This window comes from Kibdelosporangium banguiense (genome assembly GCF_017876405.1).
GTDB lineage: Bacteria > Actinomycetota > Actinomycetes > Mycobacteriales > Pseudonocardiaceae > Kibdelosporangium > Kibdelosporangium banguiense.
Genome location: NZ_JAGINW010000001.1, coordinates 11942463 through 11958520, shown reverse-complemented (window position 1 = coordinate 11958520; position 16058 = coordinate 11942463). Strand labels below are relative to the sequence as shown.

The window sequence follows — 16058 nt, the reverse complement described above, 5'->3', positions numbered from 1 at the left end:
AGCCTTTCTCTGGCGGTGAAAGGTCATTTGATGCCGGTGTTGGCCACGCCCTCGACGAGGCGTTTCTGCGAGATCAGGAAGACGGCGACCGTGGGCACCAGGGTGATCACGGACATCGCGAGCATGCCGCCGTAGCTGGAGCCGCTGGCCTTGTCCACAAAGGAGTTCAGGCCCAGTGGCGCGGTGTAGCGGGTGTGGTCGGACAGGTACACCAGTTGGCGCAGGAAGTCGTTGAACGTCCAGATGAACGTCAGGATCGTGGTGGTGATCAGAGCGGGTTTCAGCAGCGGCAGGATGACGCTGAGGAATATCCGGCCGTGCCCGGCGCCGTCCAGTTCGGCCGCCTCGTCGAGTTCCTTGGGGATGCCGCGGATGAACTGCACCATCAGGAAGATGAAGAACGCGTCGTAGGCCAGCAGGTACGGCACTACGAGCGGCAGGAACGTGTTGATCCAGTTCAGCTGGTAGAAGATCGTGTACTGCGGGATCAGCGTGGCCTGGAACGGCAGCATCAGAGTGCCGAGCATCAAGGCGAACCACGTTTTGCGGAACGCGAAATCCAGCCGCGCGAAAGCATATGCGGCCAGCGAGCAGGACACGACGTTGCCGACCACGACGCAGGCCGAGATCACGATCGAGTTGGACAGGTACACGCTGAACGACGTGCCGGTCGCGGTCCAGCCGCTGATGTAGTTGCCGAGCGTGAAGCTCGTCGGGAACGGGTTGACCGTGGTGAAGATCTGGTTCTCCGGCTTGAACGACGCGCCGACCAGCCAGACCAGCGGGTAGATCATCACAGCCAGGACGATCAGCAACATCGTGTGGGCGCGCCAGTGGTACTTCACGCGGCGCGGACGGGGCAGGGCGGAAACTGTCATCACGGAACCTCCCTCTCAGTCCGCGTAGTTGACCCAGCGGCGGGCCGACCAGAAGTACAGCGCGGTGAACAGGCCGATCACCGCGAACAACACCCACGCCATCGCCGAGGCGTAACCCATCTGCATGCTGCCGAAACCCTTGAGGTACAGGTAAAGCGTGTACAGCAGGGTCGAGTCGATCGGCCCGCCCAGGCCACCGGAGACCACGTAGGCCGGGGTGAACGTCTGGAACGCGTTGATCGTCTCCAGCACCAGGTTGAAGAACACCATCGGCGACAGCAGCGGCAGGGTGATCTTGAAGAACATCCGGACCGGGCCGGCGCCGTCCAGGGCGGCCGCCTCGTAGAGATCCTGCGGCAGCTGCTTGAGACCGGCCAGGAAGATCAGCATCGGGGTGCCGAACTGCCAGGCGGACAACAGCACCAGCGTCCACATCGCGTACCGCGGGTCGCCGATCCAGTCCGCGCCCTGGATGCCGAACAGGCCGAGGAAGTCGTTGAGCAGGCCCTGCTGGGAGAAGATCTGCCGCCACATCACCGATACCGCGACGCTGGCGCCGAGCAGCGACGGCAGGTAGAACACCGATCGGTAGAAGCCCAGTGCTTTCAGGCCGCGGTTGAGCGCCATCGCGACCAGCAGCGCCGCGGCGAGCTTCAGCGGTACTGAGGTCACCACGTAGATCAGCGTGACTTTCACTGACTGCAAATACCGCTCGTCCTGCAGCAGCATCTTGAAGTTGGCCAGGCCGGTCCATTGTGGAGGCGTGAGCAGGTCGAACTTCGTCATCGACAGGTACGCCGAGTACGCCATCGGCAGCAGGGTGAAACTGAACAGGCCGATCAGCCATGGTGCGAGAAAGCTGTAACCGGCCAGATTGTGCTTGTGCCGCTTGCGTTTGTGCACCGGTATGAAAGCGCCTGTCCTGGCATCCGGCGGTTTGAGCGCGGTGGATGACATCTTTTCTCCTGGGACTTGCCTGTTGATGGCTGCCGTCTGCACACGGCGCTGTCCAGGAGTCCGTCCCAGGGAACTGGAATGCGCTTTCCGAGACTGTAAGGACGACTTATCGTGCTGTCAAGGTCACCTGTCGTACACCGTCCTCACGGGCCAGATGAGTGGCGCCGAGGACGGTCGCGCGGTCGCCGAGGCGGCTCACGACCACCTCGGTCGGCCAGCTGAGCTCGGCGAGCGTGGCCGCGATCCCGGCCGTGAGCAGCGGATTGCCGCCGACCCCGCCACCCAGGACAAGCAGGCCGGGATCGAGCACCGCGCAGACGGACACGGCCAGTTTGCCGATCTCCCGTGCGTGTTCGGCGACCAGCACCTTGGCCAGCGAGTGGTCCTGCTCGGCCAGGTCGAACAGCGCATGTGCACTCTCGGGAACCTGGCCATGTTCTGCCGACCATCGGGCGCGGACCCGGCGCAGCAGGCCGGGGGAGCCGAGGCGGGCTTCCAGTGCCTCATGGCCCGCGGACTGGCCGTCCACCCATGGGTAGGCGAGCCGGGCGACTTCGCCCGCGGCCCCGTTCGATCCGCGGATCAGCTTGCCGTTGACCACTATTCCGGCGCCGATCGCCATACCGGCCTGGAGATACACGAATGTGTCCTGTGAGCCGCCTGTGCCTTCGTGCAGTTCGGCGATGGCCGCGCAGTTGACGTTGTTCTCGGTCCGGACAGGGGCGCCAGGCGGCAAGGCGAGCGCGTCGACGGCGGTGTGGATCCGCTGCTCGATCGTGGGATCGCCGGCGCGGCCGGTCGGTGTGACCACATCGGACACCGCGACCACAACCGCACGAAGTGGACCACTGCGTGTACGTCTGCGCAGCGCGGTACGGATCATGGCGTGTGCGGAGGCCGGCTCATCGGTGTGGTCCTCGTCCAGCAGCCTTCCGTCCAAGCCGATCACGCGGTAGGCGACCTGGGTGGAGCCGCGGTCGATGGCCAGCGCATATCCGGCCTCAGGGCCGAGCTGGTAGACGGCGGCGGAGCGGCCGGTCGCGCCGAACGCCGTTCCGTTGCGCTCGACGAGCCGCAGCGCCTCCAGTTCCGCCACCGCCGTGGAGACCGTGGGCTTGGACAACTCGCATGCGGCCGCGAGCTGCGGCCGAGTGGCTTTCCGCAGCTCTGCCAGCGCGGCGAAGACGTCACTCGCGCTGTCGGAAAGCGCTGACTCGACCATGGTCGCAGACCGTACACCTTGACAGCGGACGGTGTTAGTAAGTTCAATGCTTAACTAACCAAGCGGGTCCCAGCCGCTTTCCCTGCTGTATCCCTCCGTGAGGAGGTCGCCGCCAGCCCACGCACACCCCGGTGTCAGCCATCTCGAGGGAGGGAAACTGTGCCGGAACTGATCTCCGGTGTTCGGGTGGGGATCGATGTCGGCGGCACCAAGACGCACATCCACGCCACCCGCGGCGGCGAGACGATCGCCGACCGCGTGGTCGCCAGCGAAGGCTGGCTGCCCTCGGACGGCCCGGCCGCGGCCGCCTTTCTCGCAGAGTTGATCGGTACGACTGTGCGACAGGCCGGAGTAGACGGGATTGTCGTCGGCGCGCATGGATGTGACAGTGCCCGGGCCTGTGCGGTCGTGCAGGAGGAGCTCACACGTCTGCTGCCGGTCGCGTGCCTGGTGTGCAACGACGCCGAACTGCTGGTCCCGGCGGCCGGTCTGGCCGTGGGCGTGGGACTGGTCGCCGGTACCGGATCCGTGGCCGTCGGGCGGGATCGCCAGGGCGAGTCCGTCTACGTCGGTGGCTGGGGATGGCTGCTCGGCGACGAGGGCAGCGCGTCCGGTCTCACGCGGGAAGCCGCGCGAGCGAGTCTGGCGGCCCGCAACCGTGGCGAGCCACCTGATCTGCTGGCCGACCTGCTGGTGCGGTCGTACCAGGTCACCGAGGTCACCGACCTGCCTGACGCCATGGCGGCCGACCTCGGCGCCGCGGGCTGGGGCAGTCGCGCCAGCCTGGTGTTCGACGCGTTGAACGGCGGGTCCGCGCTCGCTGAGGCAGTCGTGCGGGAAGCCGCCGAAGCCTTGGCCGGTCTCGTGGCGATGCTCGCCACCAGGGATGTGCCGGTGGATGACGTAGTGGTCGCAGGTGGGGTGATTCTCAACCAGCGCAGGCTGTTCGACGCTTTCCTCCGTGAACTCGCGGTGGTCGCTCCGAGCAGCAAGGTGCACCGGTTGGCTGTGCCGCCGGTACATGGTGCCGTGCGATTGGCCGAGCAGCTGAAATGACGAACGTGGTGCTGATCGGTGCACACGGTCACGGCCGGGTGCACTTGGCCGACCTGCTGGCCAGGGACCACGCCGGACTGCTTTCCCTGCGTGGGATCGCCGACTTGCGGCAACCGGAACCGTTGCCGGGCATTGTCTTCGACACCGACGCGGTCCGGCTGATGGACAGGCTCCGGCCGGATGTGGTGGTGATCGCGACCCCGATGCACACCCACGCCGAGCTGGCCTCGCATGCCATGTCGTCCGGCGCGCACGTGCTGCTGGAGAAGCCGCCGGTGACAACGTTGGCAGACCATGAACATCTGCTCGATGTCGCTGCGCGGACTCGCCGGCACTGCCAGGTCGGGTTTCAGGCGTTCGGGTCGTCCGTGGTGCGGGAGCTGATCAGCCGGGTCCGGGCAGGCGAGCTCGGTGACGTGCGACGGATCAGTGTCGCCGGTTGCTGGTACCGGGATTCCGCCTACTACAGCCGTTCTGCGTGGGCAGGACGGCGTGCTTATGGTGATGGCGCTCTGGCGAATCCGTTCGCACACGGGCTCGCGATCGCGCTGCGACTGGCCGCCCCTGATCCCGGCACCTCGCTCAGTATGCGTGCTGAGCCGTATCGTGCCTACCAGATCGGGACCGACGACACGATGAGCGCCAGAATCGATGCGAGCACTGGTGTTTCGGTGACCGTGGCGGTGACATTGTGCGCACGATATGAGTTCGAGCCATATGTAAAGGTCTTCGGTAGCAGGGGACAGGCCACTCTGTGGTACACAAAGGACCTGTTGCGAGTGGGCTCCGAGGAGATCGCCGGTGACCGGGTGGCACTGATCGACGACCTGATCACGAACCTGGACGCCGATCCCGGGCAGGACGTCCTGTGCAGCCCGCTGCGCGCTGCCTATTGCTTCACCTCGGCGCTGGCCGCGATCCAGGACAGGCCGGGTGAGCACGCGATTCCCGAGCGGTACCAACGAATCACGCCGACTGGGCGTACTGTTGCGGGGATCGAGGACGCGGTGGTGGCAGCCACGGAACAAGGGCTGCTGTTCTCCGAACTGAACCTGCCCTGGGCCGTCAAGGAGCTCACATGACGCCGGTGTACCTGCCGAGTCAGCACGCCAGCGTGCACGACCTGCCCGACGACCCGGAAAGCCTGCGGGCAGCGCTCGCCGACGCGGTCGCCACGGTGATCGCCCGTCAGAGCCCGGACGGCAACTTCGAAGACCCGGCCGCTGATGACGATGTCGGCGACATGTCGCTGGGTGTGGTCTCGCTGCTGTGTCTCGCCTGGCATCGAGGTGACCGGCGGGACACCGAACTGGTCGCCGCTGCCCGCCGCGGCCTGGATTTCGTGCTGGCACACCGGATTTTCCGGACCGACAATCCGGGGGAGCTGTTCTACCGGATCCGCGACAGCGGCCTGCCGTACGCTCGATATGTCCTCGCCGCCGGGGAACATCCGTTCGGTGACTGGCCGAGCACGGTGTGGGCGATGCTGCACGCGGTCAACGTGCTGGAACTCGGTCAGGGACTGTGCACGCGGTCGCAGTATGCCGAACTGACCGAGGTGACCAGGGGATTCTGGCACTGGCTGACCGAGGCCAGCCTGTTCAATCCCCAGCAGACCGCCAACCAGGCGATCGGTGCCGTCGCCGCGGGCTTGGCGCTGGGCCGGCTGCTGGCCGATCAGTCGATAGTGGACAAAGCAATGTCTTTGTACCACAACGAGGTACGTGCTGCGTGCGTTACGGACCGAGGCTTCCGGCTGCCGGTCGAGCACGGCGCCGGCCATGACCAGAACTACCTGCCCATCTCGCTGACGTTCCTCGCGCGGGCCTATCAGATCAGTGGTCAGGAGTGCTTCCTGCAGGACGGCGACGAGATCGCCCGGCACCTGGAATGCAGGCTGTCCGCGCGTGGCTTCGACTACGGCGGGCCGCGCTACAGCGAACAGCACTGCGGCTGCGAAGGCATGCTCGGACTCCGGTTCTTCGGCAACCGAATCGAGGCCGACCTCGGCCGTTACCTCGGCGACCGGCGTGTCGCCTACTACTGCGCGACCACGCCCGGCGTACCCAGCGGGCATTTCGCGTTCACCACCGTCTGGTTCTACCAGGACGACCACAAGTGGTACCGGCATCCGGCCGATGACCCGGTGTCGACGCCTTACTCGCTGCGGCACGGACGTGTGTCCGTGTCGTTGACCGAGCAGCTCACGCCGTACCTGATCGATGCCGCCGGGACTGCCGTCATCGAGTCTGTTGTGGACCACCAACACGGGATCGGCCCGTTGGTGCGGTATCCGGACGGAGAATCGCTGCTTCTGGTCCGTCCGCTCGGCCCGGTACGCACGCGGGATGTGGCGATCACCGGCCTCGCGGGCAAGCTGGTGACCAAGCCTGTGGTCACCAGAGACCAGGTCATGCTTGCCGTGCAACACCTTTACGTGTCCGACGGCGACCGGATGTACGTGGTGGCAGTGCTCGATCGGTCGGCACTGCCTGCTGACGTGGACCTGACCTTCCTGGCCGGTCTGCCTTACGCGGCCGAGGAAGGTGAACGTCAGCACAAGATTCTGACGGTGTCGGAGCCGGACGCCACCCCGTTCGACCTTGGTTCGCCAGGCGAAGTCCTGGCCACCAAGGGAATCCTGCTCGCCGGTGGTCTTGCGATCAGCGGAAGCGCACCCCTGCGCGTGGTCAATCCACCTGCAGGCCGGGAATACGTCAACAGCCCTGAGACTATTGGTCTCACACAGGAACAGGTGGCGTTCGCACTCGGCGACGACCCCAGGGGGTACGGCAATCCGGATCACGGATGGCACCGCGTCGCTCAAACCAATCACGTGCTGGCCGACCCGATCCCGGAAACGCCGCACGGCCGAGCAGTGTTCGCCCTGTGTTATGGGCCTGACCCGAACCCGATTGCCCTGACAGCGGAAGCGATCGAGGAAGGTGTGCTCGTGCGTGCGCCGGGATTCGTCGCCCTCATCGGCCACCCGGCCGGTGATGAGCACGGCGATCCCATCCTGCTGCTGAGTGCCCGATGAGCCTGTTGTCCCTACGGGGAAAAATCGTTGCCGAGTACGTGATCGACCCGGACATCGACCCAACACTCGTCCCACGCCCATACCTGCACCCTGTACGCACGCTCACAGGCACAGCGGTCACCGATGTGTTGCCCGAGGATCACGAATGGCACCTGGGCGCCGGCATCGCGATGCCCGACGTATCCGGCACAAACCTCTGGGGCGGCCGCACCTACGTACACGGACAGGGATACGTCTGGCTGCCTGATCACGGCCGAATCGTGCACACCGGCTGGCGTTCCCAGTCGGACAACGCATTTGCCCATGATCTGCACTGGCTCAGTCCGAACGGCACCACCCTCCTGGAGGAACAGCGTGAGATCCGCGCCGAAGCAGTCGACGACCGGAGTTGGCGCCTCACGGTCAGCACTCGTCTGACCAATCCTGGCAAAGCGCTGGTGGAATTGCGTACTCCGGCGCTCAACGGCCGGGGCGAAGGCGCAGGCTACGGCGGATTCTTCTGGCGCCTGCCACCAACCATCGACGTAGAGCTCTCCGCCGGCTCACTGCGCGCCGAGTCCGCGATCAACGGTTCGGCCACACCTGAGTTGACCGTGTCCTCGGCGCGGTACAGCCTGACGTTCAGCGGCCTGGCCGACAACGACCGTTGGTTCGCCCGGATCGCTGAATACCCCGGCATCGGAGCCTCACTCGCGTTCGACCAGCCACTCGTCATCGGCCCCGGCTGCGCACTCAGCCGGACCTACCACGTGGTGATCGCCGACAGGTGAGCTACAAACCGATGTTGGCCTGAGGGCCTGACTTGGTGCGCAGCAACGCGGGAACCTGGGCCGTTGGGTCAAGGGTGTAGGAGTAGAACGAGCTTGGTGTGAACGCCGAGCCACCGCTCTGCTGCTTGCCGCTGGATTTGACCACAGTGCTGCCGGACTGGCGCAGTTGCGCGGCGCTGTCTTTGTAGTAAGGGTCTTTGACGTTCTCGAAGTAGCTGTTCTCCAGGACCATCTTTGTCGCGCCGCGGGCGTAGTTGCCGTACGAGGTGACGTTCTGGAGGTAGTTGTTGTACAGGTGCGCGTAGGCGACGTTGTCAGTGCTGGGGTTGCGCTGCTTGGTGTCGCGGATCCAGTTGTGGTGAATGGTCATTCGCGCGGTGACGTTGGTCGTCCAGCCGATGCCGAAGGACTTGTTGTTCTGTGCCAGCACGTTCCAGGAGACGGTCAGGTAGCTGGTGTCCTTACGGCTGTCGATCAGGCCGTCGTTCATCCGCGTGATGGTGTTGTGGTCGATCCACACGTGGTGCGCGTTGTCCAGCTGGATGCCGTCGTAGTCGAACTCCTTGTCGTCAGGATCGTCCGACGTCATCCGTGTGTCCCTGATGGTCAGGTTGCGGATGATCACGTTGTGCACGCCCGAACCCAGGAAGAACCCGCCGTTGACGATCTGCCCGCTCGTGCCCACGCCCACAATGGTCTTGTTCGAAGCGACGCGTATTTCGGTGCCGTAGGGGGCGACTGTGATCGTGCCGTTCACCCGGATCACGTGTGGGGCGCTCGCTGTGGCGTACTTGACCAGGTCGGCGTAGTTGCCGACGGTGACCGTGGCGCCGCCTGCGCCACCGGTTGTGCCTCCGCTGGTGCCGGCGAACCCGTCGGCTGTGTCAGCCCAGACGCGCACACCGGGATCTGCCTGCGCGGGCGCCACTGCCAGAAAAGCCATGGCAGCGACCGCGACGGCGACTGACCGCCGAATCGGTTCCGGCCAGGATTTCGCTGGAACGAACATGGAAACTCCTCGTTCTGCAGGGAAGTGCCGCACTGTGCGGAAGGGCAAGGCGGCATGTCTGGGAGCGCTCCCAGATTGTGACTGTAGTCACGGCGTTACCGGTTGTAAACCTTTGCGCTCTGGTCGGCGCCGGATCCGGTAAGCGCTTTCCCTGTAGGATGGCTCAGCCCTGGGCAGGGAGCCTGCTACGCGCGGTGGCCATGACCACCGGCACGATGGCCAACGCCAGGATGCCGCCACCGATGGCAAGCAGGGGATAGCCGGCAGCCGCGACGACGAGGCCTGAGGTCATGCCGCCGGCGCCGCCCGCGATGGCGATGGAGACGTCGACCGTGCCCTGGGTTTTGGCGCGTGCGGCCAGCGGGACGGCGTCGGTGATGATCGCGGTGCCGGTGACCACGCCGAAGTTCCAGCCCAGTCCCAGCAGGGCAAGGGCCACCGCGAACAGGGCGACGGATTCGCCGGGGGCGACGGCGGCCACGATTCCGGCGGCCAGCAGGACCAGACCGGCGGCAGCGGCGATGGTGAGGCGGCCGTAGCGGTCGACGAGCCAGCCGGTCACGGGCGACGGCAAGTACATCGATCCGATGTGAATGGCGATGACGAGGCCTGAGGCCGCGGTGCCGTGGCCGTGATCTTGCATGTGGACAGGCGTCATCGTCATGATCGCGACCATGACCAGTTGGGTGAGCACCATGACCAGCGTGCCGGCCAGCACACCGGACCGGCTCGTTCCGGCCGCCGGGCGCGGCACCTCGCTGGGATCGCCCTGCTGTTCGGCGTCCAGGGTGCGGGCCAGCAACAGTGGGTCAGGGCGTAGCCAGACGGCCAGAACCACGGTGGCCATTGCGTAGGCGGCACCGGCGAGGATGAATGGCCCTGCCAGGTAAGGGATTCCGAGTGCGTGAGCGAGGTCACCGGTGACCGGGGCGAGGTTGGGGCCGACGACGCCGCCCAGAGTGGTGGCCACCAGGACGGTGGACACGGCGCGGGCGCGTTGCGTCGGCGCGGCTAAATCGGCTCCGGCGTAACGGGCCTGCAGGTTGGTGGCCATGCCTGCGCCATAGACGAACAGCGCGAGGAACAACAGGACGGCGTCGCCGACGACAGCGGCAGCAACGACGCCCGCGCTGCCGACAGCACCGGCCAGATACCCGGCGGCAAGGCCAGGACGGCGGCCGCGGGCATGCGAGATGCGTCCGACGGCAATGGCTGCCAGCGCGGAACCTGCGGTGGACACCGCACTGGGCAGCCCGGCAAGGCTCGTGGAGTCAAGCAAATCCTGCGCGAGCAGGGCACCGACGGCCACGCCTGCCGCTAGTCCGGCGCCGCTGAGGACCTGCGCGGCGACCAGAACGGTCAGGATGCGGCGTTGTGCCTGGGAGCGTGTCCCGGCCGGCACTGAAGTCGTCACTGGAGAGTTTCTTTCGACAGGCGCCACCCGCACAGTGTCGGACGGGTGGCGGATGGCGCCGGACTCGGGTGATCAGTCCAGATCCAGGCGTGCGATCAGACCGGCTGCGGTGAACGCGGCCACCAGTTCGGCACGGCCTTCAGTGAAGTGGGTCCAGCTGTTGTAGTGGACGGGGACAACCCGGCGGGCGCCGAGGATCTCGGCCGCCTCGGCGGCCTGTGCGCTGGTGAGCACGAGCGGTTCGCCGTCGAAGAGGACAGGGATACGGGGAGCCCCGGCGAAGAGGATGGCGGTGTCCACCGGGCCGAACCGTTCGGCGATCTCCTTGACCGCGTCGAGCGAGGCGTTGTCGCCGCTGACGTAGACCGTGGGCAGGTCCTCTCCCGACAGGACAAATCCGACAACCTCGCCGGTGAGCGGTTCGACCTCCTCGCGCGGGCCGGGTCCGTGGACGGCAGGCACACCCGTCACCGTGATCGTGCCGCCGCCTGGACGGTCCAGCTCGACCGACTCCCAGTCGGCTAGTCCCTTGGCGCCGTTGCCCAGGCGCTGCCCGCCTCCGGGCGTGGTGAGGGTGAGTGCGACGTCGGCGAGCAGGGCCCGGCCGGAGTTGTCGAGGTTGTCGGCGTGCTCGTCGTGGGAGAGCAGGACCACGTCGATGCGGCCGAGGCTGTCCGGTGTCACGGCCGCATGCGCCGTCTTGGTCAGCTGGCCGCCCGGCACCGGGTAGTCGCCGGGGGCGTCGAAGGTCGGATCGGTGAGGAACGTCAGCCCGCCGTAGTCGAAGAAGGCGGTGGGGCCGCCGAAGACGCGGACAGGGAACTGCTCGGTGGTGACCACGAAGAAATCTCCTCACGGATGAAGGCTCATATATCCGTGAGAACAGTAGAGGTTTCTCACGGATAAAATCAAGCCGTACCATGAGACTTATGACCATCGAGCCCGCGGCGGGAGCGGAGAAGTACCTCGCCCTCGACTTCGCCAACAGCGCCGTCGCGCAGCCCGGTGGGCAGTTCATCGACTTGCTGGGCACCCCTTCGGCAACCAACCGGTGGCTGACCGAACGCGGCCTCGCTCCGGCCGAAGCCGGAATACAGGAGATGTGCGCGGCCCAGTTGCGCTCGATGCGTGAACACATCAGATCGTTGCTCGCCGCGCGCGTTGCCGGGATTCCCGCCTTGCCCGCGGCCCTGTCCGCCGTCAACGACGCACTGAGCAGAGTGCCCACGGCCGCGCTGCTGCACTGGGACGAAAAGAACGGCCCTTACCGCGCGGCGGCGTGTCCGCCCAACGAGATCCTCGACCGCGCCCTCGCCGCCCTGGCAACCAACGCAGCCGACCTCCTCACCGGCCCCGACGCCGATTCCCTCACCACCTGCGATTCCCCTCCCTGCAGCCGCTACCTGCTGCGCCACGGCCGCCGCCAGTGGTGCTCCACCCGCTGCGGCGATCGGGTCCGCGCTGCACGCGCCTACGCCCGGCGCACCAAACTGAACGCGGACTGAACTGGGAACCGGCACAGCCGAATGGATCTAGTTCGTCCTGGGCGAGCCTCGGCAGGATTCAGTGCGCATTGTCCACCCTGCAACCCATCGAGGTCTTCATGACGGTCCGAAGAACGATCGTGCCGCTGAGCGCGCTCGTAATGTCCCTGAGCGCCATCCCGACGGCCGCGGCCGCCGCCGACACCAACCTGGCCCTGAACAAGCCCGCAACCGGTTCCGCCGTGTGCGCGAGCTCCGAAGGACCGGAAAAGGCTGTCAACGGCAGCGTTTCCGGCGGTAACAGCGACAAATGGTGCTCCACGGCCAGCAGCAAGTTCCTGCAGGTCGACCTGGGTGCCACCGCGTCGGTCACCAGTTTCGCCATCAAGCACGCCGGTGCCGGCGGAGAGTCGGCGACATACAACACGAAAGCATTCACCATCTCGCTGTCCACCAACGGCACCACGTGGACTACTCCGGTTACCGTCACGAACAACACGGCAAGCACCACGACGCACCCCATCACCGCGACGGAAGCCCGTTACGCCAAGCTGACCGTCAACACCCCGACCCAGACCACCGACTCGGCGGCGCGTATCTACGAGTTCGAGGTCTACGGCACCAGCACCGGAACCCCAGGCGGCGGCACCATCTCGGTGTTCGACCACATCCCCCAATTCGGCATCTACACAAGCAACGACCCGGCCAACTACACCCCGCCTCCAGGCGTCCTGATGTGGAACCGGGGCACCGAGTTCGCCAGAAAGCTGACCGACGCGGAGAAAGCGCTGATCGGCAACGACCTTCGGGTGCGCGTCAGCTACCACGCCCAATGCGACAACTACGACCGGATCGGCACGGTGTTCTACGTCGCCGTGCCAAAGGGCACAACACCGACCGCGGCCACACCGCGAGTCACCCTCCAGGACTTCATCACGCCATTCAGCAACTACTGGCGTGGCACCAAAGCGAACTACACATTCCCGGACGCCGACCTCGGCCCGTACGCCGGCTCGCTCGCCGACCCGAACAAGGACATCTACCTCGGCATAGGCGGCGGCTCAAACCCGTACCGAGGCGACGCCTGCGAGTCACACCCCGAGGTCACCCCCGAATTCAGGGCAATAGGCTTCAAGTACTCGATGTCGCTGATCTCGACCACGGCCCTGGTGGCCAAGGACCACGACGTCACCGGAATGATCTCCGGCATCCGCGAGACAACGAACTCCATCAACGCAGGCCCAATCACCCACACCGCAGCCAGCAACCGAGGCGACATAGCCCTCGTGATAGCCGGCTACGGCTCAGCCGCAGGCGGCGAAGAGTACTCCAACACCACAGTCACCGTTTCGGTCAACGGCACCCGCGTCGGCTCGTTCTCCACCGCCGTCGACTGCGCCGCCCTCGAGCAATACAGCCCAGACGGAAACCCCGGAATCTTCCGCAACAACACAACATCCAACCCACGCAGCTGGTGCCCCGGTGGCCTGATCCCCAGCCGCTACTTCCCAACAGGTGACATAACCGGAAAGAACGTCAGCGTAACCATCGGCATCGCCCGCTCGGTGCCTTACGTCGGCGATTCCGGCTACCGAACAAGCGTCTCCCTCCTGGAGCACTGACCCCACTGCTGGCCCGCCACTCCCGGCGGGCCAGCACAACCAGAAGCTGAACAAAGACCGTAACCCCCACACCCAACGCAAACGCGGCGCCACCAAGCGGCCTGACGAGAGTCGACACCGTGACACAGAAAGCCGCGAAGCTGAACAGACCCATCAGCACCCCAGCCAAGGTCCGCGCAGTCACGTCGGCCCCATGCTGAGCGTGCCCAAAAGCCGCAACAACACTTGTCGCGACAGGAAAAGGCGCCAGCAGACCAGTCCAGTGCGGCCCCAACACACTGGAAGCCGTTGTCACAGCAAGAACCAAAACCCCAGTGGCAACAGCACGCCCAGGCAAATCCCACACAGACGACCGCCGCGGCCTCGCCGAAGGCTCCGACCCCGGCATCAGAACCATCGCCACCGTCGTCGCAGCCAACGAAAGCACAAGCCCACCAATCGTCGTGACAGGAACAAACGACAGCCCAAAATCCACGGCAAGAACAGCAACCCAACTTATCCCAACCGTGGCAAACCACCCGAATCGACGCGCAGCAAACGCAAACACCACCGCAAACACAGCCAGCGCCACAAGCCCAAGCAACGACGAATCAGCCGCCCGACCAACAAAGTCGCCGCCATGAAGACAATAGGAGATGAACAGAATCGGCCCAGCCACAATCGGCAGCCCAACCAGAATCCCCGCAACCCCAGCCCCCCAACGCCACCCAACCAAAGTAGACCCAACAACCAACAGGGGAGCAAGAAACAACTTCATCGCCAGAACGTCCACTTGCCGACAGTCTACCCGAACGCGCCCCACACGCCATTGTCCTGGCAGCCCGACATGAAGGGCCAGTTACCAGTCGCGGAGACGAAGGGCCGGCGGCCCCGGTCAGCAACCCAGCGACCGAGCCAAAGGCTCAGCGGCTCCGGTCAGCACCCCCAGTCGGAACGAGCACCGGTTAGCAGGGACAAGGCACTGCCGTGCCAGGTCGGTGGCCCTGAACGGAACCCGAGCCGGAAGAGCCTGGCGGGCCCGGTTGGCGCCCATGAACGGGAAGCGGGCCCGGTTGCCGAGCTTGAAGGTCTGGCGTGCCGGGTTGGCGCCCCCCGTCGCGAACCCAGCCCCGGTTACCGAGCCCCAGAAAAGCCAAAAGCGCGTCAGCGCAACAAGAGTGTGTCCTGGTGGCCTCATCCTCGGTCGGCCTGGGCGAAGCCTGATCACACATGTCCAGCGCAGCGGCGAGCACCCCAAGCCCGGCGCCCCGCAACGAAACCCGACCCAAACCCAAGTCGCCTTGAAGCGAGAAGCTGAAACACTGGGAGCGTCGGCGAACGAAAGCGTGCGGTGTCCTGGGCATGTGTGGTTACCCTTGGGCAGGCCGACCGAGGATGGGGACGCGAACCGCTCTTCCCCTCATCCGAGGGAGGTTTGCCGCCCGGCGAGGGCATTGTCTTTGAAACAATCACAGCCCCAACATCAGCCCGAGGCTCATCCAGGAAGCCATGCACCACAGGGAACCCACCAGGCAACACCCAAGCCTTACGCCACTCAGGTGAACCCAGTGCGAACGGCCCACCCGCACCGACTCACCCCGTGAAAACCCCAGATCAGACCCAATCCCCTGTAGACTGGACCAGGGACGCCCCCCAGGGATGGGTGGGGGACTGTCTATCCAAGGATAGGGCGAATCAGCCTTGAAGGTCTGGCTCGGTTGGGCTCGGGGCGGAAGGCGGGCCCGGCTGCGGCAGGACCGCGGCCGGGCCTGAATGGTCACGATGCGAGTTGGTCTTTTTCGATTTCTGCCATGGTGTTCATGGCGTGGCCGGCGACGATTCCGCCGTCGACGGGGAGGACGGTGCCGGTGACGTAGCTGGATCGGTCGCTGGCGTAGTAGACGGCGGCGTTGGCTATGTCTGTGGCTGTGCCGTCTTGTTGGAGGGGGCGGATGGATTTCATTGCCTCGCGGAGGCGGCGGGTGGCTTCGGCGCTGTCGGGGAGGTGTGCTGTGGCGGTTGAGACGATGGAGGTGACGATGGCGCCGGGGGCTATGGAGTTGACGCGGATTCCGTGGTGGGCCAGGTCTATCGCGGCGCACTTGGTGAAGTGGATAACGCCGGCTTTGGCCGCACGGTAGGAGAGTTCTCCTGTGCCGGCGCGGATTCCGCCTATTGATGTTGTGTTGATGATTGAGCCGCCGCCGTTTTCGGCCATGTGGCGGGCGGCATGCTGGGTGCCGAGCATGACTCCAAGGAGGTCGACCTCCATGATGCGGTGGAAGTCGGCGAGTTCGTCGTCGAGGAAGTTGGCTCGCATGGCGGTGGGGATACCGGCGTTGTTGAACATGATGTGCAGCCCGCCGAACCTGGCCACCGTGAAGGCGACCAGGTCGGCCACCTCACCCGAGGCGGAGACGTCGGTCTGCTTGAACTCCACGCCGGAGCCCAGTGCCGCGGCCACTGTCGAGCCGAGTTCCCGGTTGATGTCGGCGATGACGACCTGGGCTCCTTCTTCGAGGAATCTTTCGACTGAGGCGCGGCCGATGCCGGAGGCGCCTCCCGTCACGATCGCCACTTTGCCTGACAGTTCGTTGCCCATGATGGGGTTCCTTTCCCTGAACGGG

At 65.6% G+C, this 16058-nt stretch carries 13 protein-coding genes; 6 read left to right on the top strand and 7 right to left on the bottom strand.

All coding sequences use genetic code 11. The features are described 5' to 3' along the window. Positions 1–23 precede the first annotated feature (23 nt). From JOF56_RS53560 to JOF56_RS53550, 3 genes are all read right to left on the bottom strand, one after another. On the bottom strand, positions 24–878 hold the full coding sequence (locus JOF56_RS53560) for a carbohydrate ABC transporter permease (RefSeq protein ID WP_209647104.1): 855 nt from the start codon (positions 876–878) through the stop codon (positions 24–26). Positions 879–893: 15 nt separating this feature from the next. Further along, on the bottom strand, positions 894–1835 hold the full coding sequence (locus JOF56_RS53555) for a carbohydrate ABC transporter permease (protein WP_209647103.1): 942 nt from the start codon (positions 1833–1835) through the stop codon (positions 894–896). A 106-nt stretch (positions 1836–1941) separates the two neighbouring features. Next, complete coding sequence (locus JOF56_RS53550) at positions 1942–3057, bottom strand: ROK family transcriptional regulator (RefSeq protein WP_209647102.1); 1116 nt, start codon at positions 3055–3057, stop codon at positions 1942–1944. Between the two features lie 159 nt (positions 3058–3216). On the opposite strand from JOF56_RS53550, the gene JOF56_RS53545 reads away from it, so the two are divergent. Genes JOF56_RS53545 through JOF56_RS53530 form a run of 4 tightly spaced genes read left to right on the top strand, consistent with a single transcriptional unit; the run spans position 3217 to position 7923 of the window. Beyond that, positions 3217–4113 (top strand): BadF/BadG/BcrA/BcrD ATPase family protein, encoded by an 897-nt coding sequence (locus tag JOF56_RS53545; protein ID WP_209647101.1) that lies wholly within the window; start codon positions 3217–3219, stop codon positions 4111–4113. After that, complete coding sequence (locus JOF56_RS53540) at positions 4110–5195, top strand: Gfo/Idh/MocA family protein (RefSeq protein ID WP_209647100.1); 1086 nt, start codon at positions 4110–4112, stop codon at positions 5193–5195. The genes JOF56_RS53545 and JOF56_RS53540 overlap by 4 nt, the downstream gene beginning before the upstream one ends. Next, positions 5192–7153 (top strand): hypothetical protein, encoded by a 1962-nt coding sequence (locus JOF56_RS53535; protein ID WP_209647099.1) that lies wholly within the window; start codon positions 5192–5194, stop codon positions 7151–7153. Before JOF56_RS53540 ends, JOF56_RS53535 begins: the two co-directional genes overlap by 4 nt. Then, positions 7150–7923, top strand: coding sequence for a DUF6807 domain-containing protein (locus JOF56_RS53530; RefSeq protein WP_209647098.1), 774 nt, complete (start codon positions 7150–7152; stop codon positions 7921–7923). The genes JOF56_RS53535 and JOF56_RS53530 overlap by 4 nt, the downstream gene beginning before the upstream one ends. Before the next feature lies 1 nt (position 7924). Here JOF56_RS53530 and JOF56_RS53525 read toward each other — a convergent pair whose 3' ends face one another. The 3 genes from JOF56_RS53525 to JOF56_RS53515 all read right to left on the bottom strand — a co-directional run bounded on the left by JOF56_RS53525 (position 7925) and on the right by JOF56_RS53515 (position 11186). Further along, complete coding sequence (locus JOF56_RS53525; RefSeq protein WP_209647097.1) at positions 7925–8932, bottom strand: pectate lyase family protein; 1008 nt, start codon at positions 8930–8932, stop codon at positions 7925–7927. 163 nt (positions 8933–9095) lie between these two features. After that, positions 9096–10346, bottom strand: coding sequence for an MFS transporter (locus tag JOF56_RS53520; RefSeq protein WP_307855692.1), 1251 nt, complete (start codon positions 10344–10346; stop codon positions 9096–9098). A 72-nt stretch (positions 10347–10418) separates the two neighbouring features. Beyond that, positions 10419–11186, bottom strand: coding sequence for an MBL fold metallo-hydrolase (locus JOF56_RS53515; RefSeq protein ID WP_209647096.1), 768 nt, complete (start codon positions 11184–11186; stop codon positions 10419–10421). Between the two features lie 89 nt (positions 11187–11275). Here JOF56_RS53515 and JOF56_RS53510 point away from each other — a divergent pair, with 89 nt between their 5' ends. After that, the gene (locus JOF56_RS53510; protein ID WP_245378791.1) at positions 11276–11851 is read left to right on the top strand and encodes a CGNR zinc finger domain-containing protein; all 576 of its coding nucleotides are present in this window, start codon (positions 11276–11278) and stop codon (positions 11849–11851) included. 98 nt (positions 11852–11949) lie between these two features. Continuing rightward, positions 11950–13452 carry a discoidin domain-containing protein gene (locus JOF56_RS53505; RefSeq protein WP_209647094.1) on the top strand — a complete coding sequence of 501 codons (1503 nt, stop codon included), beginning with the start codon at positions 11950–11952 and terminating at the stop codon, positions 13450–13452. A 1756-nt stretch (positions 13453–15208) separates the two neighbouring features. On the opposite strand, the gene JOF56_RS53500 is transcribed toward JOF56_RS53505, so the two are convergent. Then, positions 15209–16033 (bottom strand): SDR family NAD(P)-dependent oxidoreductase, encoded by an 825-nt coding sequence (locus JOF56_RS53500; RefSeq protein WP_209647093.1) that lies wholly within the window; start codon positions 16031–16033, stop codon positions 15209–15211. Positions 16034–16058: the final 25 nt, after the last annotated feature.